This is a genomic window from Hymenobacter negativus (genome assembly GCF_016056375.1).
GTDB lineage: Bacteria > Bacteroidota > Bacteroidia > Cytophagales > Hymenobacteraceae > Hymenobacter > Hymenobacter negativus_A.
Genome location: NZ_JAEDAE010000008.1, coordinates 153,709 through 175,375 on the forward strand (window position 1 = coordinate 153,709; position 21,667 = coordinate 175,375).

23 protein-coding genes are annotated in these 21,667 nt (G+C 61.0%); 15 read left to right on the top strand and 8 right to left on the bottom strand.

Annotated features, from left to right (window positions below; translation table 11 throughout):
- Positions 1-3 precede the first annotated feature (3 nt).
- The 5 genes from hemC to I7X13_RS16480 all read right to left on the bottom strand — a co-directional run bounded on the left by hemC (position 4) and on the right by I7X13_RS16480 (position 4,358).
- Positions 4-930, bottom strand: a complete 927-nt coding sequence (gene hemC, locus I7X13_RS16460; RefSeq protein ID WP_198076312.1) for a hydroxymethylbilane synthase — start codon at positions 928-930, stop codon at positions 4-6.
- A 96-nt stretch (positions 931-1,026) separates the two neighbouring features.
- Positions 1,027-2,157 carry a DNA polymerase III subunit gene (locus tag I7X13_RS16465; protein ID WP_198076313.1) on the bottom strand — a complete coding sequence of 377 codons (1,131 nt, stop codon included), beginning with the start codon at positions 2,155-2,157 and terminating at the stop codon, positions 1,027-1,029.
- Between the two features lie 3 nt (positions 2,158-2,160).
- Positions 2,161-2,700 carry a hypothetical protein gene (locus tag I7X13_RS16470; RefSeq protein WP_198076314.1) on the bottom strand — a complete coding sequence of 180 codons (540 nt, stop codon included), beginning with the start codon at positions 2,698-2,700 and terminating at the stop codon, positions 2,161-2,163.
- A gap of 1 nt (position 2,701) precedes the next feature.
- Positions 2,702-3,919, bottom strand: coding sequence for a GlmU family protein (locus I7X13_RS16475; RefSeq protein WP_198076315.1), 1,218 nt, complete (start codon positions 3,917-3,919; stop codon positions 2,702-2,704).
- A 172-nt stretch (positions 3,920-4,091) separates the two neighbouring features.
- Positions 4,092-4,358 (bottom strand): type B 50S ribosomal protein L31, encoded by a 267-nt coding sequence (locus tag I7X13_RS16480; protein ID WP_198069935.1) that lies wholly within the window; start codon positions 4,356-4,358, stop codon positions 4,092-4,094.
- 234 nt (positions 4,359-4,592) lie between these two features.
- Here I7X13_RS16480 and I7X13_RS16485 point away from each other — a divergent pair, with 234 nt between their 5' ends.
- The 13 genes from I7X13_RS16485 (at position 4,593) to I7X13_RS16545 (ending at position 16,050) form a co-directional block, all read left to right on the top strand.
- Entirely contained in the window at positions 4,593-5,018 is a 426-nt protein-coding gene (locus tag I7X13_RS16485; RefSeq protein ID WP_198076316.1) for a hypothetical protein, read from the top strand.
- Positions 5,019-5,136: 118 nt separating this feature from the next.
- Complete coding sequence (gene rdgB, locus I7X13_RS16490) at positions 5,137-5,718, top strand: RdgB/HAM1 family non-canonical purine NTP pyrophosphatase (protein ID WP_198076317.1); 582 nt, start codon at positions 5,137-5,139, stop codon at positions 5,716-5,718.
- Between the two features lie 136 nt (positions 5,719-5,854).
- A complete protein-coding gene (locus tag I7X13_RS16495; RefSeq protein WP_198069932.1) occupies positions 5,855-6,478 on the top strand; it encodes a uridine kinase family protein in 624 nt (207 codons plus the stop codon).
- A 215-nt stretch (positions 6,479-6,693) separates the two neighbouring features.
- The gene (locus tag I7X13_RS16500; RefSeq protein ID WP_198069931.1) at positions 6,694-7,074 is read left to right on the top strand and encodes a hypothetical protein; all 381 of its coding nucleotides are present in this window, start codon (positions 6,694-6,696) and stop codon (positions 7,072-7,074) included.
- A 111-nt stretch (positions 7,075-7,185) separates the two neighbouring features.
- Positions 7,186-7,647, top strand: a complete 462-nt coding sequence (locus tag I7X13_RS16505; RefSeq protein ID WP_198069930.1) for a DUF4268 domain-containing protein — start codon at positions 7,186-7,188, stop codon at positions 7,645-7,647.
- A 20-nt stretch (positions 7,648-7,667) separates the two neighbouring features.
- Positions 7,668-8,042, top strand: a complete 375-nt coding sequence (locus I7X13_RS16510) for a hypothetical protein (RefSeq protein ID WP_198076318.1) — start codon at positions 7,668-7,670, stop codon at positions 8,040-8,042.
- 135 nt (positions 8,043-8,177) lie between these two features.
- Complete coding sequence (locus tag I7X13_RS16515) at positions 8,178-8,552, top strand: hypothetical protein (RefSeq protein WP_198076319.1); 375 nt, start codon at positions 8,178-8,180, stop codon at positions 8,550-8,552.
- Between the two features lie 158 nt (positions 8,553-8,710).
- Positions 8,711-11,692 (top strand): protein translocase subunit SecDF, encoded by a 2,982-nt coding sequence (gene secDF / locus I7X13_RS16520; RefSeq protein ID WP_198069927.1) that lies wholly within the window; start codon positions 8,711-8,713, stop codon positions 11,690-11,692.
- 139 nt (positions 11,693-11,831) lie between these two features.
- The gene (locus I7X13_RS16525) at positions 11,832-12,443 is read left to right on the top strand and encodes an RNA polymerase sigma factor (protein ID WP_198069926.1); all 612 of its coding nucleotides are present in this window, start codon (positions 11,832-11,834) and stop codon (positions 12,441-12,443) included.
- Entirely contained in the window at positions 12,433-13,995 is a 1,563-nt protein-coding gene (locus I7X13_RS16530) for a porin family protein (RefSeq protein ID WP_198076320.1), read from the top strand. Before I7X13_RS16525 ends, I7X13_RS16530 begins: the two co-directional genes overlap by 11 nt.
- A gap of 83 nt (positions 13,996-14,078) precedes the next feature.
- Entirely contained in the window at positions 14,079-14,477 is a 399-nt protein-coding gene (locus tag I7X13_RS16535; RefSeq protein WP_198076321.1) for a c-type cytochrome, read from the top strand.
- Positions 14,478-14,500: 23 nt separating this feature from the next.
- The gene (locus I7X13_RS16540) at positions 14,501-15,091 is read left to right on the top strand and encodes a YceI family protein (protein WP_198069923.1); all 591 of its coding nucleotides are present in this window, start codon (positions 14,501-14,503) and stop codon (positions 15,089-15,091) included.
- 41 nt (positions 15,092-15,132) lie between these two features.
- Positions 15,133-16,050 (top strand): DUF5777 family beta-barrel protein, encoded by a 918-nt coding sequence (locus I7X13_RS16545; RefSeq protein ID WP_233454819.1) that lies wholly within the window; start codon positions 15,133-15,135, stop codon positions 16,048-16,050.
- A 75-nt stretch (positions 16,051-16,125) separates the two neighbouring features.
- Here the strand turns inward: I7X13_RS16545 and I7X13_RS16550 are convergent, their stop codons facing one another.
- The 3 genes from I7X13_RS16550 to I7X13_RS16560 all read right to left on the bottom strand — a co-directional run bounded on the left by I7X13_RS16550 (position 16,126) and on the right by I7X13_RS16560 (position 19,511).
- On the bottom strand, positions 16,126-16,728 hold the full coding sequence (locus I7X13_RS16550; protein WP_198069922.1) for a NifU family protein: 603 nt from the start codon (positions 16,726-16,728) through the stop codon (positions 16,126-16,128).
- A 105-nt stretch (positions 16,729-16,833) separates the two neighbouring features.
- Entirely contained in the window at positions 16,834-17,913 is a 1,080-nt protein-coding gene (aroC, locus tag I7X13_RS16555; protein ID WP_198076322.1) for a chorismate synthase, read from the bottom strand.
- 59 nt (positions 17,914-17,972) lie between these two features.
- Positions 17,973-19,511 (bottom strand): BatD family protein, encoded by a 1,539-nt coding sequence (locus I7X13_RS16560; protein ID WP_198076323.1) that lies wholly within the window; start codon positions 19,509-19,511, stop codon positions 17,973-17,975.
- A gap of 274 nt (positions 19,512-19,785) precedes the next feature.
- Between I7X13_RS16560 and I7X13_RS16565 the strand changes: the two genes are divergently transcribed.
- Both I7X13_RS16565 and I7X13_RS16570 read left to right on the top strand, forming a co-directional pair.
- Positions 19,786-20,550, top strand: coding sequence for a ferritin-like domain-containing protein (locus I7X13_RS16565; protein WP_198076324.1), 765 nt, complete (start codon positions 19,786-19,788; stop codon positions 20,548-20,550).
- Between the two features lie 34 nt (positions 20,551-20,584).
- A complete protein-coding gene (locus tag I7X13_RS16570) occupies positions 20,585-21,478 on the top strand; it encodes a ferritin-like domain-containing protein (protein ID WP_198069918.1) in 894 nt (297 codons plus the stop codon).
- Positions 21,479-21,667: the final 189 nt, after the last annotated feature.

The window sequence follows — 21,667 nt, forward strand, 5'->3', positions numbered from 1 at the left end:
CCCTTAACCGCGGTGCTCGCGGATGCTGGCCAGGATTTCGCGTCCGCCGCGTCCCAGCACGGCATCGGCTACCGATACGCCCAAAGCCTGGGCTTCGGCAGTGGTTTCGACGGTCTGAATTTCCTCCACGTACTCTTCGCCGTTGAGGCTGATGAGGCCGCCATGCAGGCGCAGCCGGCCGCCTTCGAGGGTGGCCAGGGCGAAGGACGGGATGCTGCACCCGCCCTCCATGGTGTGCAGAAAAGCGCGCTCGGCCAGCAGGCAGGTATGGGTGGCGGAGTGGTCGAGGGCGGCTTTGAGGCGCGCTTTCAGGGCTTCATCTAGGTCGGCGGCGCACTCGATGGCGATGCTGCCCTGGCCAGTAGCGGGCACAAACTGGTGGGCCGGCAGCGTATGGCGCACCAGGTGCTCGTAGCCCATGCGGTGCACACCGGCGAAAGCCAGTACCAAGGCATCAAACTGGCCTTCTTCGAGCTTGCGCAGGCGGGTTTGGAGGTTGCCGCGGGCTTCGGCAGTTTCGGCGTGGGGGTAGAAGCGGCGCAGTTGGGCCTTGCGGCGCGTGCTGCTGGTGCCCAGCACGATGCCCGGCTTATCGAGAGAGAAATGCTCGTCGTAGCTCAGCACCACGTCGTTCACTTGCTCGCGCTCCAGGAAGGCCAGCAGCTCCAGCTCGCGCGGGATGCTGCTTTGCACGTCCTTGGCCGAGTGCACGGCGAGGTGGGTTTCGCCGCGCAACAGGCTGGCTTCCAGCTCTTGGGTGAACACGCCTTTGGAGCCAATTTTGGCCAGGCTGCGGTCCTGCACGGCGTCGCCGGTGGTTTGCATGGGCACGATTTCGGTTTCGAAACCGGCTTTTTGCAGCAGGTGGGCAACGTGCTCCGTCTGCCAGAGGGCGAGGCGGCTGGCGCGGGTAGCAAGGCGGATGGTCATGCGGAAAAGGTTGGGGGTTGAGGGTTAAGCGTTGAGTGATTCACGCGAGAAGTTGAATCAGCCACTGCAGCTCATTCACCCCTCAGCATTCAACACTCAAGCCTTGAGAAAGCCGCCCAGTCGCAGCGAGCTATCCACAAACACCATTTTGGCGTTGGCGTTGCGCTCGATGTGGTAGTGGGCGTCGGTCAACTCTTTGGTTAATAAATCGGCGTTGCGAGGGGTCACGAATTTCGCGAAACCGGTAACAAACTGCTGCTCGCCATTGGCCAGGTGCGGCACAAATTTCGGGTCGATGCCGAACAGCAGCACCTTGCGCAGCAGGCCCAGCGAGTAGCTCAGCAGCTCCTTCTGATTTTCGCGGCCCAGCTTTTGGAACTCTTCGCTTTGCTTGATGATATCGGCCGCTTTTTGGCTGTAGCATTGGCGCATCCACTTCGCGAAGAACTCGAAGTAGTCGTGGTCGGCATTGGCGTCGCGGCTGGCGATGGCCGCCCCCAGGCTGCCTTCGGCTAGCTGGGCCACTTGGCGGGCTTTCACCTCGGGCACGTGGTAGACATCGCGCAGGTAGGCCGTGAGGTCGTCTTCCGAAAACGGGCGCACCACCACCGGCTGCACCCGGCTGATGATGGTGGGCAGCAGTTGCTCAGGCGCGTGGCTCACGAGCAGAAAGATGGTGGCGGGCGGCGGCTCCTCCAGCAGCTTTAGCACGGCGTTGGCGGCGGCGGGGTGCATGAGCTCGGGCAGCCAGACGATGACGATTTTGAAGCGCGCCTCAAAGGCTTTGAGGCTTACCAACTTCAGAATCTGCACGGCCTCGTCCTTGCTGATGTTGCCCTGCTTGTTCTCGGCCCCAATGTGCTGCATCCAGTCATTGAGGCCCTGGTAGGGATTGTCGAGCACGAAGGCCCGCCATTCTGCCATGAACTTGCTGCTCACCGCGTCCTTGATCACCGTTTTGGTGGTGGTTACGGGCATGATGAAGTTCAGGTCGGGATGGGCGAGCTTGGCTATTTTGGTGCAGGCCGGGCAGTGGCCGCAGCTGTCATCGGCATCGGCGGCACGGGCTTCGCAGTTCAGAAACTGCGCGTAGGCGAGGGCCAGCGCCAGCGCCGCGCCCCCCTCCTGCCCCCGAAAAAGCTGGGCGTGCGCCACGTGCTGCCGCTGCACCGACTGGCGCAGCAGGGCTTTGACGGCGGACTGGTTGGGAATGTCTTGGAACAGCACGGCTTAATTGACGCTTGGCTTCAGGAGCTTCTGACACGACTTGTGCTGCCAGAGTAGCTTGAGCGAGTTGGAATAATCAGTATCGAAGCGAAGCAGCTGGATTTCGGAAAGCACGAAGGGTGGGTTGCCATTGTCGCGCACCCGCACGGTGCAGTTTGGTGAAAACGTATCCATCCACAAATGCACCGCGTCAGCCTCATTCACCCAGCCGAAGAACGTGCATTCTTCCTCATCTGTGAATTCAACCAAGCCATAATGCTGCTCTACCCAACGCATCATATCAACCAATTCCAAAAAGGCAAAATTCGAGGGCAAGGTTGGCTGAACGCCTTTCAGCTTTAGCACCTGCTCGACTTGCTTGCGGTCCCGATGCGGCTTACGAGATACAATGTGCTCTTTTACCAATAAAACATAGCCGTCGATTCGGTAATCGTTTGGAATGGCGCGCAGCAAGAGCCAATCGTCGTTTTCGGCGAGCCACAGGCCTACCTCATCGGTTTCCCAGCCAGCCAGCTGCACGTATTCGACGCGGTAAGGCTTCATCTTACTTTGCCTTCTCCCAAATCCGGTCCTCGGCCGTCACCTCAAACACCACCTTCATAATTCCCCGTTCCACCGCATCATACGGCAGATTACGCCTGGCCATCACGCGCTCGGCCACCTCGTTCACTTTGGGCAACTGGAAAGTTTCGAAGCCTGCTGCGCCGCCCCAGCTAAAGCTCGGGATGAAATTGCGCGGGTAGCCGGCCCCGAAGATGTTGGCCCCCACGCCCACCACCGTGCCGGTGTTGAACATGGTGTTGATGCCGCACTTGCTGTGGTCGCCCATCATCAGGCCGCAGAAAGTCTGGCCGGTGTCGACGAAGCGCTTGGTGGCGTGGCTCCAGAGCTTTACGGGCGCGTAGTTGTTTTTGAGGTTCGAGGTGTTGGTGTCGGCCCCCAGGTTGCACCACTCGCCCAGCACCGAGTTGCCGAGGTAGCCCTCATGGCCCTTGTTCGAGTAGCCCATCAGGATGCTGTTGCCCACTTCGCCGCCCACTTTCGAGAACGGGCCCACGGTGTTGTCGCCACGCATGTTGGCCCCGGCGTTGATGTGCGAGCCCTCGCACAACGCCAGCGCGCCTTTGATGATGGCGCCCTCGTGCACCTGCGAGTTCTTGCCCAGGTAAATCGGGCCGTCCTCGGCGTTCAGAATAGCGGCCCGAATTTTCACGCCTTCCTCGATGAAGATATTTTCGGCCCCGTACACAATGGTGTGCGCGTCGCCCACGGGCTGCGAGGTGCGGCCTTTAGTGAGCAGCGCGAAATCGCGGCGGATTTCCACGCCATTGCGCAGAAACAGCTGCCACGGCCGGTCAATCACCGTCACGGGCTCGGCCACCTGCTTTTCCTCTTTCAGCCCATCCTGCACCAGCTCGGCTACCAGCGAGGCATCGGCAAGGTGGGCCGCCACCAGCAGCTCGTCGCAGTACAGGCCCTGGCCGGGCTGCAGCGCCAGCACCTGCTTCACCAGCACCGCATCGGGGCACACGGCGCCGTTGATAACCAACGCCGGGCCAGTCACCACGCCATCGGCGCACACCGGGAACTTGGCCTGCAGGTAGGGCTGCGTGAGGTAGCCCACGGTGGGCGCGGCCAGGTGCCGCTGCCACTTCTCGGCAATGGTGAGAATGCCGCAGCGCAGCGCCCCCACGGGCCGCGTGAAGGTAAAAGGCAGCAGGTGCGGCCGGATGGCCGGGTCGTCGAACAGGAGAACGTGCATTTTTCTTAAGCGCTTAGCTAATAGCCATTAGCTGTTAGCGTTTGTCAGGAGGTACAAATTTACGGCTACGGCTTTCGCCACGGGCAATAAAAAACTCCTTCCGGCGAAACCGAAAGGAGTTTTCGAAAAGCTAACGGCTAACAGCCAAGAGCTAGCAGCTACTAAATAGCAATTACTTGCTGGTGCTGTTCTGCTCTTTTTTGGCGTAGCGGCTGCGGAATTTCTCCACGCGGCCGGCCGTGTCGATGAACATGTTTTTGCCCGTGTAGAAGGGGTGCGAAGCAGAGCTTACTTCAATTTTCACCAGCGGGTACGTTTTGCCGTCTTCCATCGTGATGGTGTCGGTCGGCTTCATCGTCGAGCGGGTGATGAACTTAAAGTCCGAAGAGGAGTCCTGGAATACGACTTCCTGGTACTCGGGGTGGGTGTCCTTTTTCATATCGAGAGGTCGGTTTTTACCGGTTGAACCCTGCCGATTTTGCGGAAGGGACTGCAAAAGTACGGCTTAGCTCGGAAATACCCAACTCTGCGTCCAATATTTTCGCCGCAGCCGGCCGCGCCACCCCGTGCGACTGAGCTTGTTGACTTTCTGAAAAGGTTGTACATTTGAATTCGGCCCGCACTCAGAGCCGGCCCGTTGCGCGTGCTGAAACCTATACCCGTTCGCCGTCTGTTGCGCCGTTCCGGCCCCGTAGCGCTGCTGCTGGTGCTGTGGAGCGCCGCCATGGTGTACGCAGCCACGCTCACGGTGTTCACGGCGGCCTATTCCGGTGCCATCGTGCGGGTCGACTGGGAAGTGAATTCTGAAACCGACGTCACGGGCTTCGAGCTGGCCCGCAAAGGCGCTACTGAATCCAGCTACACCGTGGTGAATACCACCGCTGCCACCGGCATGCGGCACTACCAGTACCTCGACGCCAACGTGTACCGCACCACCGGCGGCACCACGCCCGCGCCGCCTTCGGCCGGCAATGGGCCTTACACCTACCGCCTCACCGTGCGCGGCCCCGGGGCCGACCAGAGCTACCTCACCGTACTGGCCGGCACGCCCAGCGCCGTGCAGCGCTCCTGGGGCACCATCAAGTCGATGTTCCGGTAAATTGCGGATTAATGGATTTGTGAAGTGGTGGATTAGTTCTCATGCAAAAGCCGCGTTATGGCAAACGCGGTTTTTTTATGCCATTTTTGACAATCCACTAACCCGCCATTCCACTACCATGCGCCTCTGCTTCGCCTCTAATAATGCCCACAAGCTCGATGAAATCCGCCCGCTGTTGCCGGCCGGCCTTGAGCTGCTGAGCCTGGCCGACATCGGCTGCCACGAAGAGCTGCCCGAAACCCAGGACACGCTGGAAGGCAACGCCCGCCAGAAAGCCGAATACGTGCGCCAACACTACGGCGTGGCCTGCTTCGCCGATGATACCGGCTTGGAAGTGACCGCCCTGAATGGTGCGCCGGGCGTGTATTCGGCCCGCTATGCCGGCCCGCAGCGCCTGGCCGAAGACAACGTGGCCAAGCTGCTGCAGGAGCTGGCCGGCCAGCCCGACCGCTCGGCGCGCTTCCGCACGGTGGTGGCGCTAGCCGGAGCCGACGGCACCATGCACGAGTTTGCGGGCGAGGTAGCCGGCGTTATCACGGAAGACCGGCGAGGCACTGCCGGCTTCGGCTACGACCCCGTATTTGCCCCCACCGAGGGCGACGGCCGCACGTTTGCCGAAATGAGCGGGGCCGAAAAAAACCGCATCAGTCACCGGGCACGGGCTGTGGCCGGGCTGGTAGCTTTTTTGAATGAGGAATAAGGAAAAGGGGATAGGGGATACGGGAAGCGGGATACGGCATAGGATAAGGCCCATCGTACCCTAGCGGTGTATCAACATACTGCTTCTTCTTCCTCCCTCTCCCATATTCCCTGTCCCCAAACTACCTTTGCCTGCTATGCAGACCCCCTACTTAATTGGCATTACCGGCGGCAGCGCCTCTGGCAAAACCACCTTCCTGCGCCGGTTGCTGGAAGCATTCCCGGAGGAACAGATTTGTCTTATCTCGCAGGACAACTACTACCACCCACGCGAAAAACAGCTGCGCGACGACATGGGGGTGGAAAACTTTGACCTGCCCGCCAGCATCGACGCCGCCGCTTATGCCGCCGATGTGCTCAGCATCAGCCAGGGCAATGAGGTACGCCGCAAGGAATACACCTTCAATAATGCCGCCGTGACGCCGCAGGAGCTGGTGTTTCGGCCCGCGCCCATTGTGGTGGTGGAGGGCATTTTCGTGTTTCACTTCGAGGAAATCGCCAAATTGCTCAACCTAAAGGTCTACATCGATGCTCAGGAGCATGTGAAGCTGCACCGCCGCATCATCCGCGACCGCGACGAGCGGGGCTACGACCTGGCCGACGTGCTCTACCGCTACACCCACCACGTAGCCCCCACCTACGAGCAGTTCATCGCCCCCTACAAGCACTACGCCGACATTGTGATACCCAATAACCGCCATTTTGAGCGCGGATTGGAGGTGCTGGTGGGTTTCCTCCGCACCAAGGTGAACGCGGAATAATAAGGTACTTTGAGAAGACTAAAACGGCTATGGCCGGTCGCGCTGCATAGCCGCGGCCGGCCATAGCCGTTTCATCTTTTTTGTCAACTTCATCAAAGTAGCAGTTAAAATAGATTATATTGGACGCATAAATCGCATTTGCGGCCGTCCGGCTTGAGTTGGCCCAGCGTTGAATTACTCCGTATAACCCTCTTTTACACCCTATTCCTACAACGATGAAAGGTTCTTTTTACTTAGTGGTGCTGGCAGTGGCGGGGTTGACCAGCTGTGATAAAAACGGCCAATCGGGCGTGCTGCAGCACCCGCCGGGAAACGCCGCCCTGCGCGTGGCCGTGACGCCCGACAAGGAATACGACGAAGCGTTCGAAGCCTCGACCCGCAAGCTCACCGACACCACTTACCTCATCATCACCAAGGCCGAGCGCGGCAGCGTGTTTGCCGTGCACACCGGCCCGCTGCCCACCGCCGACCACGCCGTGTGCTTTGCCAGCACCTACAATCCCGGCTTCCGGGAGTGCGTGCAGGAGTATTACCACAACGCCGGTGGCGTGGCCATTCAGAACAACGAAGCCGGCTGGTGGGCCACGCCGCTGTAGTTGTTAGGGCAAGAATTTTTAGGGCGTGATGGTAGGAGGGTATGGGGGCGGGAGTTATTACTATTGCAAAAACTCCTGCCCCCATACCCTCCTACCATCACGCCCTAAAGAATGTATAGCAAAGCAGAAATCACCCAATTGCGCCAGGCGTTCTGGACAACTTTTGGGCAATACATGGCCCCGATTCCTTCGGCCGAGGGCGACACTACTAATTGGATAAATTACAAGACGGGCCTCAAGCACGTGTATTTTCGGATGCAGGCCGATAAACGACAGGCCAGTATTGCCATCGAACTCACGCACCCCGACGCGGGCATCCGCGAGCTGTTCTGGGAGCAGTTTCTTGAGCTGCGCACGCTGCTGCACGAAACCCTCGGCGAAACCTGGACCTGGGAGGCCGACGCCACCGACGCGCAGGGCCAGCCGCTGAGCCGCATCTACCAAGACTTGCCCGGCGTGAACCTGTTCAGCCGCGACGACTGGCCGGCGCTTATTTCGTTTTTCAAGCCCCGGCTCATGGCGTTGGATGCGTTTTGGGCCGATGCGCAGTATTCGTTTGAGGCGCTAAAGTAAGCGGGCGCTATATTGCCGGCATGTCTACCAAAATTACTCTTGCGCTGGGCGTGGTGGCGCTGTTTGCCTACATCGGAGTTTCGTACGGCATCCGGCAACGCTTCCCGCTCACAGAAGTGGCCGCTGATACGGCGCTGAAAGGCCGCGTCAGCGGTGTCTTTCAGGTTCAGAGTACCCATTTCTTTTTCCTGAACGACAAGACGACCACCCGGTACGATTTCGACGACTTCGCACCGGTTCCGGGCCAGGAACTACTCCGGCAGGATGGCAGCCTGGGCGAATACCTGCACGTTGGCGACTCCATCAGCAAGCACCCCTATTCCGTGGAGCTGACCGTGCGGCGGGGCGAGCGCCTGTCGCGGTGGGTGTGCCCGCCGGCAGCCAACGGCCAGTAGATGCCGATTGGGCAACGGAGGCAAGGGGATTTGCAACCTCATTTCCAGCATAATGAGGCAGCTTTTGGAGCTGCCAGCAACCTCGTTGCGCCCATTCGCGCCAAATTGGTATCTTTGCAGACCCCGTTTGCCGCCATGTCCCAACTGATTGCTCGTTTTTGGTTTTCGCTCCGCTTCGCCTGGCTTGCCGCCACGGTGCTGCTGGTGCTGGGCCTGAACCAGCGGGCCGTGAGCGTGCTGCGCCCCGTGGGCAAGGCCGAAACCACCTGGGCCGCCCCCACCCGCGCCACCGTCGTCAAGCAAAAGGTGCTGCTGGAGGCTACGGCCTCGCTCAAGCATTTTGTGGCGCCGCTGGGCACGGCTTGGCTGCCGCTGCCGGCCACTGCGGCCACCTGGCTGCCCACGCTGCGCTGGCAGCTGGCCGCACCGCGCCCGCTGGCGGGCATTCGCGCCGGCGAGATTTTCCGGGCGCGGCTGCTGGCCGTGGCCCTGTCGCCGCAGGCCCCATAATGAAGTGTTGAGTTTTGAGGGTTGAATGTTGAATGACTATTCGCCGAATGGCTGATGGCTCACGCAACAGTCAATCCTCTTTTTTTCGCTTCGCTTATTCTCCGCTTTCAAACACGGGAATTCAACCCTCAACATTCAAATCTCAACACTTCTAAATAATGCGTAACAAAGGATTAATCATCGCGCTCACCCTCGTCGTCACGGCGTTGTGCGCGTACTTCCTGTTCTTCACCTACGTCTCGCGCGGGGTGCAGCAGAAAGCCGTGGCTTATGCCACCAAAAACGGCAAACTCGACGAAGCCCAGCGCCAGCACTACCTCGATTCGGTGTGGCGGGCGCCGGTGTACGGCCCCTTCACTTACCGAGAAGTGCGCCAGAGCGAGCTCGGCCTCGGCCTTGACCTGAAAGGCGGCATGCACGTGACGCTGGAAGTTTCGCCGGTGGAAATTGTGCGCGCCATGAGCGGCAACAGCAAGGACCCTGCTTTCAACAAGAGCCTGGCCGATGCCCAAGAAGCGCAGAAGACCAACTCGGGCACGCCATTCACGGCTCTCTTCGCCCAGGCTTGGCAGCAGAACGCCGCCGGCCGTCCCCTGGCCAGCATCTTCGCTAACACGACGAACAAGAGCCGCAACATCGACATCAACTCCTCGAATGAGAAGGTAATTGGCGCGATTGACAAGGAAGTTGAGGAAGCCATCGACCGCTCGTTCAACATCCTGCGCACCCGCGTCGACAAGTTCGGCGTGAACCAGCCCAGCATCCAGCGCGTGAAAGGCACCGGTCGTCTGCAAATCGAACTGCCCGGTGTGGACAACCCCGACCGCGTGCGCAAACTGCTGCAGGGCCAGGCCAAGCTGGAGTTCTGGGAAGTATGGAACCAGAACGAAATCGGCCCCTACCTGGTGGCCCTCGACAAGCAGCTGCAAGCCAAGGACGCCGTTGCGAAAGCCGGCCCCGCTGCTACCACCGACACTACCGCTACCGCCGCCGCTGGCGATTCGACCTCGCTGGCTGCCCAGCTCGCCAAAAAAGACAAATCCGGCAAATCGGCCGCTGACTCGGCCACAGCCAACAAGGGCGGTGCCCTCGCCAAGCTCTTCACCATGCCCGGCCGTCTGGGCGTGAACCTGCGCGACACCTCGGCGATGAACAAAATCCTGAACTCGGCCGAAGCCAAAGCTACCCTGCCCCCCACCCTGGCCCTGCTCTGGAGCCTGAAGCCCACCACCATCGACAAGCAGGAGTACCTGGAGCTGATTCCGGTGCGCAAAACCCGCGACGGCGTGCCCCCCCTGGGCGGCGAAGTAGTGAGCGATGCCCGCGCCGACCTCGGCCAGAACGGCCAGCCCGAAGTGCTGATGAGCATGACGCCCTCGGGTGCCCGCAAGTGGCAGAAAATGACCGCCGCCAACATTGGCAAGCAGGTGGCCATGGTGCTGGATAACTACGTGTGCTCGGCCCCCGTGGTGCAGAGCGAGATTTCGGGCGGGGGCACCAGCATCACCGGCAGCTTCGCGGTAGAAGACACCCAGGATTTGGCCAACCAGCTGAAAGCCGGTAAGCTGCCCGCTCCCACGCGCATTGTGGAAGAGGCCGTGGTAGGTCCGTCGCTCGGCAAAGAAGCCATCAACCAGGGCTTGTATTCGTCGCTGGCCGGTGTGGTGATTATCATGCTGTTCATGGCCTTCTACTATGGCCGCGCCGGTATCGTAGCCGACATCGCCCTCCTCTTCAACATCTTCCTGATTCTGGGCGTGCTGGCGCAGTTTGGCACGGCCCTCACGCTGCCCGGCATCGCCGGCCTGATTCTGGTGATGGGCACCTCGGTGGACGCCAACGTACTGATTTTCGAACGAATTCGGGAAGAACTGGACCACGGCCTCATCCTCACCGATGCCATCAACAAAGGCTACTCGCGTGCGTTCTCGGCTATTTTTGACTCGAACGTGACCACCATGCTGATTGCCGTAATCCTCGGCTTCTTCGGCACGGGTCCGGTGCAAAGCTTCGCCGTGACGCTGGGTATTGGCGTGTTGACTTCGTTCCTGTCGGCCGTGTTCGTGTCGCGTCTCATCATTGAGTGGATGGTGAAGGGCAACGAAAACCACCCGATGACCTTCAGCACCGCCATTTCGCGCAACCTGTTCAAGAACCTGAACTTCGACATCGTGGGCAAGCGCAAAATTGCCTATACCTTCTCGGCGGCCTTCATCATCCTCGGCTTCGTGCTGATGTTTGTGCAGGGCGGCCCGAACCTGGGCGTGGACTTCAAAGGCGGCCGTGCTTACGTGGTGGACTTCAACAAAACGATGGTAGCCTCCGACGTGGCCGACAAAATCCGCCCCGTGTTTGAAGGCGCTGGCCTCGAAGTGAAGCAGTACGGCGCCCCCGACCGCCTGCGCATCACCACCGGCTACCTAGCCGAAGATGAGAGCGTGGCCGCCGACCAAAAGGTAGTAGCCGCCCTCAACCAGGGCTTGCAGGCCTACAGCGCTGATGCCCCGGTTATCAAGTCGACGTCGAAAGTGGGTGCCACCATCGCCGACGACATCAAGCGCACCTCGGTGCTCTCTCTGGGCCTCACGCTGCTGGGCATCTTCGTGTACGTGCTGTTCCGCTTCGAGAAGTGGCAGTACTCGATGGCTGCCGTGGTGGCCCTCTTTCACGATGCCCTGCTCGTGATTGCGGCCTTCCCGATTGCCCGTCTCTTCGGCCTGAACTACGAGATGGACCAGATTTTCGTGGCCGCCCTGCTCACGGTTATCGGCTTCTCGATGAACGACACGGTGGTTATCTACGACCGGATTCGTGAGTACCTGCGCGAGAACCCCAAGCTGACCTTTGCCCAGGTGGTGAACCCGGCCCTGAACTCGACCTTCTCGCGCACCATGATTACGTTCACCACGGTGTTCCTGGTAGTGTTCGTGATGTACGTGTTTGGTGGCGAAACCCTCCGTTCGTTCTCCTTCGCCATGATTATCGGCGTGATTTTCGGCACGTACTCGTCGCTGTTCATCGCCACCCCGATTATTCTTGACACTTACGGCAAGAAAGAGGAGCGTGAGCGCAAGGCTGCTGGCGAGGACGTGACCGGCCTGCCCGGCGACGCACCCAAGCTGAGCACGGCCAACGTGTAACGAATTCCCTTATCAGGACGCAAAACGCCCTGCATCATTCTGAGAAAGCCCGGCCCTGTGCCGGGCTTTTTTTGTATCGAAGCAACCGAATTTGCTTACCTTCCGAGTGGTCTAATAAGAAGCCTGCTACCTGCCATCGATGCTGCACATTTCCCCACCTAATTCTGCCCCACCGCCGCTGTCCGAGCTGCTGGCTGCCTGCGTGCGACAGGAGCGAGTGGCCCAGCGTCGGCTCTACGGCCAGTTCCACGGCTTTGCGATGGGCATTTGCCTGCGCTACGCCCGCGACCGTGACCAAGCCCTGGAGGCAGCTAACGACGGCTTCGTGAAAGTTTTCCGCGACCTGTACCGCTTCGATGCCACCCGCCACCCGGACGATGTGCTGGGCTCGTTCCGGGGCTGGCTCAAGCGCATCATGATTCACACGGCCATCGACCACTACCGCGCCAATGAGCGCCACCAGCACCAGCAGGAACTCGACGACGCTACCCTGAACCAGGCCGACCAAGGCGCCACGCCCCTCGACTCGCTGAGCTACGACGAACTACTGGCGCTGGTGCAGCGCCTGCCGCCCGCCTACCGGGCGGTGTTCAACCTGAATGTGATTGATGGCTTCGGGCACGAGGAAATTGCTGAGCAGCTGCATATCTCCGTGGGCACTTCCAAGTCTAATTTATTTAAAGCCCGGGCCCATTTGCGGGCCATGCTGGCCCAGATTACCCCCTCTCCAGCAATTCGATATGTGGTCTGATAACGATATAGATAACGCGTTCCAACGGCTGAACCCGCCGGAGCCGGAACCAACACCTTTCCCGCTGGATGCCTGGCTGCGGCTGGAAACCGAGCTGGACAAGGCCGTGATTGAACGCGCCGTCCGGCGGCGGGTGTGGAAGTTTTTTGTGGCCGAAGTGGCCGTAGTGTTGCTGATTGGACTGGGCTGGATGCTGTGGCCAACCCAGCCCAGCCAGGTAGCTGAAAAGTCTTCGAAACCAATGGCGGCCGCTGGCAGCACAACGCCTGAGCATGGCTCGAACCAGCAGACCGCAGACCAACCGGATGTTGCCAGCGCAGCGACAGCGGCAGGTAGAAAAGCTCGTAATACTGAAGCAAGCACCAGCGCGCTAGCCAATCCCACGGCGGCGGCCCCAGAAACACAGCCTTTGCAACCGGTAGTGCCTTCGGCTACTGCCAGCACCGCATCAGTTGCGACAACATCGGTTCCTGCACCTGCAACGGCAGTTGCCCATCGGCGGCGCAAGCTGGCCGCGCTCCGGCCGGCCTATCTGGCTGGTTTTGCCTCCCGCAAAGCCCGGCAAGCCCGCGGCTACGAGCGCAGCGCAGCCGAAACGTCAGTACCTGCCGCAGCAACGCGGAAAATCAGTACCATCGCCCCAACAGTTGCCGGCTCCCCTGGCCAGCAGCCGACGGCGGGCAGTGCCGCCGGGCACGCCGCAGTACCAGTCGAAGCCAACGCGACGGCCGTTGCTTCGGGCCGGCAGCATCGCGAAAGCCCCTTGCCTTCGCTAAGCCGGGCGGCCGTTTCCGGCGCGGCAACGCCAGTTGATGCGGCGCCGGAAACGGCCGCTGAGACTGCAGCAGCAGTTGCGCCGCTGGTGCCCATTGCAACCCGGCTGGAGGTAGCTGCTACGGCTGGCCTGCCAGCCCCGCTGCTGGCCGCCGCCGCGGTGCCCGCCAACTTACCCATCCCGCTACGGCAGCCCCATTTCTACGTTGGGCTGGTGGCCGCGCCCGACCTGAGCACAGTTAAATTTGTGGACGTGGAGCGCCCCAAACTCAATGTTGGCGTGGTGCTCGAATACCGCCTCACCAACCGGCTGCTCGTGAGCACCGGCCTGCTGCGCGTCAACAAAGAATATTACGCCCGCCGCGAAGACTACGACTGGAGCGCCTACCCCCGAGCGGCCACCCGCAATTTCTACTGGGTCGACGGTGCCTGTACGGTGCTCGACGTGCCGCTGAACCTGCGCTATGATGCCGTGGTGCGGCCGCAGGCGCGGCTGTTTGGCGCTATGGGCCTCTCCTCCTTCTTCATGCAGCGCGAGCAGTACAGCTACGACTACACCGAGAACAACTCGACTTACCTCTGGGAGCGCAGCTACGTGAACGAGAACCAGCACCTGTTCAGCGTGCTCAATCTGTCGCTTGGCTACGAGCACAGCCTCGGCCCCCACTGGCGCGTGCAGGCCGAGCCCTACGCCAAGCTGCCCCTGGGCGGCGTGGGAGCAGGCAAGGTGCGCCTGACCAGCGGCGGCATTTTCTTCGGGCTGAAGTACGGCTTCTAGCCCCCGCGGCCGTCCAGAACGTGTATCGCATCGGTCCAAAATCACATCACTTTTTGTTGTTTCCACTTTTGTCCCTTCTTGGCATGCCCTTTCTCGCCTCTTTTTCTGTATCTATCCGGCCGGCTTTGCTGAGCGCCGTGGCCACGGCGCTGCTGGGCATGGCGGCCAGTTGCACATACTCGCACGGCGATCCCGCCCCGGCCTGCGACGTGCCCAGCGAAACCATCACCTACGCCGGAGTCATTTCTCCCATTTTTGAGGCCAACTGCCGGCGCTGCCACGGCGCGGCGGTGTACGCCACGCTGGGCGGCGGCAACGACTTCAGCAGCTACGCGGCCATCAGCAGCTACCCGCAGGGCACCCTGCTGGGCTCCATCAAGCACGCCCCCGGCTACGATTTTATGCCCAAAGACGGCGGCAAGATTTCGGATTGCGACATCGCCCGCATCGAAGCCTGGTATGCCAAGGGCAAACCCCAGTAACCCCACTCCCTCCCCTCTTTGCTATGAAACGCTCCTTCTTTCTGCTATCAGCCTGCTTGTTGTTCTCTGCGCTTGCGGGCGCACAGGCGCAGAGCAAGTACATGACCAAAACGGGGCGTGTGTCGTTTTTTTCGGCCACCCCGATTGAGGACATCGAAGCCAAAAGCCAGCAAACGGCGGCCATTCTCGATTTTGGGACGAGCCAGCTGGCCTTCTCCGTACCCATCAAAAGCTTTGTGTTCCGGCGCACCCTCATGCAAGAGCACTTCAACGAGAATTACATGGAGTCGGACAAATTTCCCAAGGCCACCTTCACGGGGCGTTTTGTGGGGTTTGATGCCGCTACATTGGCCACTGCCGGCCCGCACAATGTGCCGGTAGAAGGCGACCTCACCCTGCACGGCGTGACGCACCACATCCAAGTGCCGGCCAGCGTGGAACTGAAAGGCGGCCAATTGCTGGCCTTTGCTACCTTTCCAGTAGCTTCGGCCGACTATAATATTGAGATTCCGCTGCTGGTGCGCAACAACATTGCCAAGGTCGTGACCGTGCGCGTGGCCCTCTCCTGCGACCCCGTGGCGGGGGCCGTGGGTGCCGCCACCGCGCCCCGCTAGTTGCCGTCGTTCTGTTCTTCGCTTTCTTTCCTGCTTTCCTTATGACTCAAAATCTTTACCCTTCCCGTGGCTTCCTGGGCTTGTTGGTGGCCGGGCTGCTGGCACTGGCCAGCCCCGCCCGCGCCCAAACCGACCTGCTGCAGGACCTCGAAAGACAAACCGCCGACTCGACCAAGCGCGAGGTGGTGGCGGCCACGTTCAAGGGCACGCACATCATCAATGCGCAGTCGGTCGAAACGCCGGGCCAGGGCACACTGGCCTTCCTCATCCAGCACCGCTTCGGCACCCTGAATAGCGGCGCTTATAATTTCTTCGGCCTCGACCAGGCCGTACTGCGCCTGAGCTTCGAGTATGGCCTGACCAATCGGCTGGCCGTGGGCATCGGCCGCAGCAACATCGAAAAAACCTTCGACGGCTTCCTAAAATACCGGGCCTTGCGGCAAACCAGCGGGGCGCGGCCCATGCCGGTATCGGTCACCCTGTTTGCCTCGGCAGCCATCACCACGCTCAAGTTTGGCACCCTGCCCACGGAGCGCACCACGGCGTCGCGCCTCGACTATACCTACCAGGTGCTGATTGCCCGCAAGGTTAGCTCGGGCCTGTCGTTGCAGCTCATGCCCACGCTCATCCACCGCAACTACGTGCCCCTGGCCGGCATGCAGAACGACGTGTATTCTATCGGCGGAGGACTGCGCCAGAAGCTCACCAAACGCATTGCCCTCACCGCCGATTATTTCTACGTGCTACCCGGCTACGCGGCCGACAACTTCCGCAACGCCCTCGGCGCGGGGTTCGACATCGAAACCGGCGGCCACGTTTTCCAGCTGCACGTCACCAACGCTCAGGGCATGACGGAGAAATTCTTCGTACCCCAGACCAGCGGCGATTTCTTCAAGGGCGACATCTACTTTGGCTTCACGGTGGCGCGAAATTTCACGGTCAAGTCGCAGCTAAAATAACTTAGCATCACGCCATCAAAAAGGCCCGCCTGATAATTCAGGCGGGCCTTTTTGATGGCGTTAAATTGCGAGCAATTACACCGTAATACCTTCGGCCACTACGCTTTGCACCTCCGGCACCATACGCTTGAGCAGGTTCTCGATGCCCGATTTCAGGGTAACTGTGGCCGAGGGGCAGCCGGAGCACGAGCCTTGCAGGTTCACGGTCACGATGCCTTCGTGGTAGCTTTTGAAGGTGATGTTGCCGCCGTCCTGCTCCACAGCGGGGCGCACGTAGTTATCGAGCAGGTCGATAACTTTCTGGGCAATCTGGCCTTCCTGCTGGGTGGGGTCGCCGGCGGTGGCAGCTTGAGCGGCCTTCTGCTCGGCGGCGGGGTCCACGAGGAAAATGGGGCCGCCGGCCTCCACGTAGCTTTTCAGGAACTGCCGCAGCTCGGGGATGAGCTGGGTCCAGGCCAATTCGGGCTGCGATTTGGTGACAGTAACAAAGTTCTGGGCGATAAACACGCGGCCTACGTAGTCGAACCCGAACAGCTCCTGCGCCAGCGGCGAGTTGGCGGCGGCTTCGAGGTTGGGGTAATCCACGCTCACGCCATCCACCAGCAGGTTTTGGTTGAGGACGAATTTCATGCTCTCCGGATTGGGAGAGGCTTCGGCATAAATGGAAACAGCAGACATAGTTTCGGGGCTTAAAATCAGGGGGAAGCGCCGCCGTGGCGGCAGCTGCAAAGGTACAACCGCGACAGGGCCGTAGAGGTTGCAAATGTACCTACATCATTTCAGTTATACTCGGTTGGCACGGGCGCGGAGCAGCAAATCGGCCAGCACGAGTTGGGTCATGGCTTCCACAATGGGCACGGCGCGGGGCAGCACGCAGGCATCGTGCCGGCCCCGGCCCACCAGCGTGATGGCCTCGCCCTGGTCGTTGATGGTTTGCTGGGGCTGGAGCAGCGTGGCCACGGGTTTGAACGCCACGCGGAAATAAATATCCTGACCGTTCGAAATGCCGCCCTGGCTGCCGCCACTGTGGTTGGTGCGCGTGCGCACGGCCCCCACTGCGTCAGTATAAAACTCATCGTTGTGCTGCGAGCCGGGCAGTTTCGTACCCTCAAAGCCGGAGCCAATTTCAAAGCCCTTCACGGCATTGATGCTGAGCATGGCCTGCCCCAGCAGGGCCGGCAGCTTGTCAAACACCGGCTCGCCCAGCCCGGCGGGTACGTGCCGCGCCACGCCCGTAATCACGCCGCCCACGGTGTCGTGCGCCGCCTGCGCAGCCCGGATGCGCGCTTCCATGAGGGCAGCCGTTTCGGGGTGCGGGCAACGCACCAGGTTGCTGTCGATGAGGCTCAAATCAAGCAATTCGTAGCCCACGGGTACTTCCACTTCCCCCACGGCCGAAACGTAGGCTACCGTTTCGATGCCGAAATGGGCCAGCAGCTTGGCCGCCACGGCGCCGGCGGCTACGCGGGCGGCCGTTTCGCGGGCCGAGCTGCGGCCGCCGCCGCGGTAGTCGCGGCGTCCGTACTTGGCGTCGTAGGTGTAGTCGGCGTGGCTGGCGCGGTAGGCGTGCGCTATGTGCGAGTAGTCGTCGGAGCGCTGGTCGGCATTGGGGATGAACAGGCTGATGGGCGTGCCCGTCGTCACGCCCTCAAACAGGCCCGACTGAATGTGCACGGTATCAGCTTCCTTGCGCGGCGTGGTGAGGTCGGACTGGCCGGGCCGCCGCCGGTCGAGCGCGGCTTGAATGTGGGCGGCATCCACGGCCACGCCCGCCGGGCAGCCGTCGATAATCACGCCGATGCCCGCCCCGTGCGACTCGCCAAACGTGGTGATGCGAAAGAGAGAGCCGAAGGTATTGGACATTTTTTGGTGCTTGGTTTTTGGTGCTTAGTGCGTGGCACCATTCATAAATCCTCGCAAAACTACGCCCGCCGCCCGGCCCGCCACCAGCCAAAGGCCGCCACGCCCGCCAGCCCGATGAGCAGCCAGTCGGCATAGCGCCGCACGTCGCGGTACACGTCCAGTGGCTGCATGGTGGTGTCGGCCCCAGCCAGCGCCGGGCCGTAGAACGGGTCATCCGCGGGGCGGGCCAGTGGTTCCACGGCGGCTACCACGCCCTGCACCAGGGGGCGCAAGCCGGGCCGTAGCACATTGTAGCGGCCCGTATTGGGGTTGAACACTGTCAGGTGCAACAGGCTGTCCAGCGGCAACACGCCGGGCCGCCGGGCCACCAGCCGGTACCGGAATAGCTTGCGCCCACCGCCCGGCGCAGGCTCCTCGCGCACTTCGGGCCCGTACACGTCGAGGCCAGGCCAGGCGGCCACCGTTGGGGCCAGCACTGCCGCCAGATTGCCCTGCCCAGCCACGCCAAAGGTGTACGTGAACGACTCGCCCACCCGAAACTTGGTCCGGCTGATGGCTTCCTGCAATTCGAAGCGGCCCACGGCCACGGGGCCGCCAGGCGTGGCCTGCGGCAGGGGCTGCACGGCCACCGCCAGGCCGGGTGCGGTATAGGTTTTGTAGCCCGCCAGGCGGTTGTCCTGGCCGGGCTCGGGCTTTTTCAGGAGCTTGAACTTCACCATCGTCAGGGCCAGGGGCGGGAAGCGCAGGGGCTGGGCGGTGAGGGGGTAGTAGAGGTTTTCGGCCAGCCGGAAGCGCAGGTATTTCTGGCCCAAGTGCCGCACGGTGTCGGGCGTCACGCTGGGTTCGGGGCCGGGCTCCTGCCAGGCGGTGGGCTGGTGCAGTTCGTGCAGCAGCGGCGGCAGCTGGTCGGTAAAATCGTGGAAGGCCAGCAGAGCTTGGTCCTCGGGCTTGAGGTAGAAATACAGCCCCACGCGCACGCCCTCGCCCACGAACACGCGCGACCGGTCGGCCACCACGGCCAGAAAGGCGTGGTCGGCGCGTTCCTCGTAGAGCACCGGCTTGGGCTTGCCAAATAGCTTGTCGAGGTCGCCCACGGCCTGCAGCGGCGCGGTGGGGTTCACTGGTTTGGTAATGGAACCGGGGTTGGGCAGGGCCGGCCCCACCCGCACGGTGGCGGCCTTGCTGCGCAGCAGCACCCCGTTCACCGTGAGTTGGAAGGGCTTGATGACGATTTCGCCCTCGCCGTAGGGCACGTAGCGCTGGGTAATGGTGAGGTCGGAGAAGCGCCGGCCCTGCACAATGCGCGTGGTGGTGGTGCTGGTTTTGCCGGTTTTCTTGAAGCCGTCCAGTTCCGGAAACTCCGAATACTTGTCGAGCACGCCCCCGCGCAGCCGGAAAGCCAGCGTGAAAACACCCGTGACGGGCAGCGTGGCCGGCCCGGGCAGCAGTTCTACATCGGCCGGATTAGTGGCGGGGAGCTTGGGCTGAGCGGCTGGCGCAGCCGGGCCAGGCTTGGCTGGGGGAGCCGGTGGGGCCTGGCCCAATTCGGCCAGCCAAAGCCCCGGCAGCAGCCCCAATGCCCAAAAAAGTCCTCCCATAGTTGCTAGCGCATTATCACCCGCTAAAAGTAGCTCAAAACGCTGGGTTCAGCCATTCTGGCTAAAACCACAATTCATTATTTGCCACCCGGCGGCGGGGGCCATAACAAAAAATACGGGCATAATCAATCCCTATCCCCACCAGTTGCCGTATCTGCTTTCAAATCACCCATACGGTTGCGGTTTAATCTTATTACAGACGGGCTCCTGGCACCGTCCGGGATTGTATTGCCTTCTCCGTTGGTTCCAATTTCCACCTAACTACTTCACGCTCATGTCTGACAACCTCCAGCCCCGCGGCTCCGACGATACTTCGTTCGCTCAGCCGCTCTACACTCCCATCAAGCGTCGTTCGTTCTTTATGTATGCCGGCGCTACGGCTGGGGCCACGGCCCTGGTACTGGCCGGTTGCTCGAAAGACTCTGACAACGCTACCCCTTCGCTGCCCGCCGGCAACAGCGTTACTTCGAGTGGCGCCATCAGCCTGGGCTCGGGCGATGTGGGCGTATTGAACTTTGCTTACGCGCTGGAACAGCTTGAAGCTGACTTCTATAGCAAAGTAGCAGCTTTATCCAACGGCTCAACCCTGCTCGGGTCTGATTTTGCCTACTTCCAACAAGTAGCCAAGCACGAAGCCATTCACCGCGATTTCTTCAAGGCAGCCCTCACCCGCGACGCCAGCAGCCAGGTACTTCGTGGCCTCACGCCCAAATATCCTGCCCCAACGTTCACTGACCGCACCAACATCCTGGCGACGGCCAAAGCCTTTGAGGACCTGGGCGTAGCAGCCTACAACGGTGCCGGCAAGCTCATCAAAAAGGCTGACTACCTGGTTATTGCCGGTCAGATTGTATCGGTTGAGGCACGCCACGCCGCTTATATCCGCGACCTGATTACGCCCGGCTCGTTTGCGGCCGACGAAATCGTGAACACGACTACAGGCCTGGACGATTCCAAAACGCCCAAGGACGTGCTTGCTATTGCCCAAGCTTATATCACGGAAACGCTCGACGGCAGCTACGTTGGGGTTAATAGCTAAGCGTCCTTTCCATCACTTGTAATTCTCCTTCGCCATGGATTTCTTCAAAATAATTGACCAGCTTTCGGAAGTAGACGCCGACGTAATGGGCCGCTTCGATTCGCGTCGCTCCGTTTTTAATTCTCTGGGCAGCATGGCCAAGCGCACCGCGCTGGCTGCCACGCCCTTGTTTCTTGGCTCACTTTTCCAGAAAGCCTACGCCGGCACTACCTCCACTGCGGTAGAAGTGCTGAACTATGCGCTGACCTTGGAATTGCTGGAAGCCGACTTCTACCGTCAGTTCATCGCCACCGGCTTTATTCCGACGGGTGCTCCGGCCAATGCCATTGCCCAGATTAAGAAGCACGAAGATGCCCACGTCAAGCTTCTCAGCGGTGCTATCAGCCAGATGGGTGGCAAGCCCGTAGCGGGCACTGACACCACGGGTGTACGCTTCAAGGGCTTGCCGGCTGGCATCCCCAACACTTACGCGGGCTACCTGAGTGTGGCTCAGCTGCTGGAAGACGCCGGGGTGCGTGCATATAAAGGCCGCGCCGGCGAACTCATCGGCACCGATTTGTTGACTACGGCGCTGCAAATCCACTCGGTGGAGGCCCGCCACGCCGCCCACATTCGCACCATGCGCAGCCAGACGCCTTGGGTAAGCCCCACCGACGACTTGGCTAGCCATCCCGTGTACACCAGCGGCCTTACTTCGGGCAGCACGGCACCCACCTCCATTACCGCCGGGGGCAGCAGCTACGGCATTCCTGCTTATTCGGCTGCCAGTCCGGTAGAAAACAACACCACTCAGTCGGGTGTAGCCATTACCACGGCTCTGGCCAACCAGTACACGGCTGCCGATGCCGCCGCCTCGTTCGACGAGTACCTGCAAGCCGCCGAAATACTGGACGCTTCGCGCGCTGGTGGTTTGGCATTGTTGTCTTAGAGTCTACAGTGCGCTGCTTTTTAGCAGCAATTGTTTCAAAGCCGGTTCCGCACACGCGGGACCGGCTTTGTGGTTTATAATATCCGCCGAGGCCGGGGTTTCGTTTCCGGGGTGTGCAACGAGTTAGCTTTGTATCGGCATCTTCTAACCGAATCCGCTTCAGCCTTCGGGAAATGGGCTGGTTGCGGG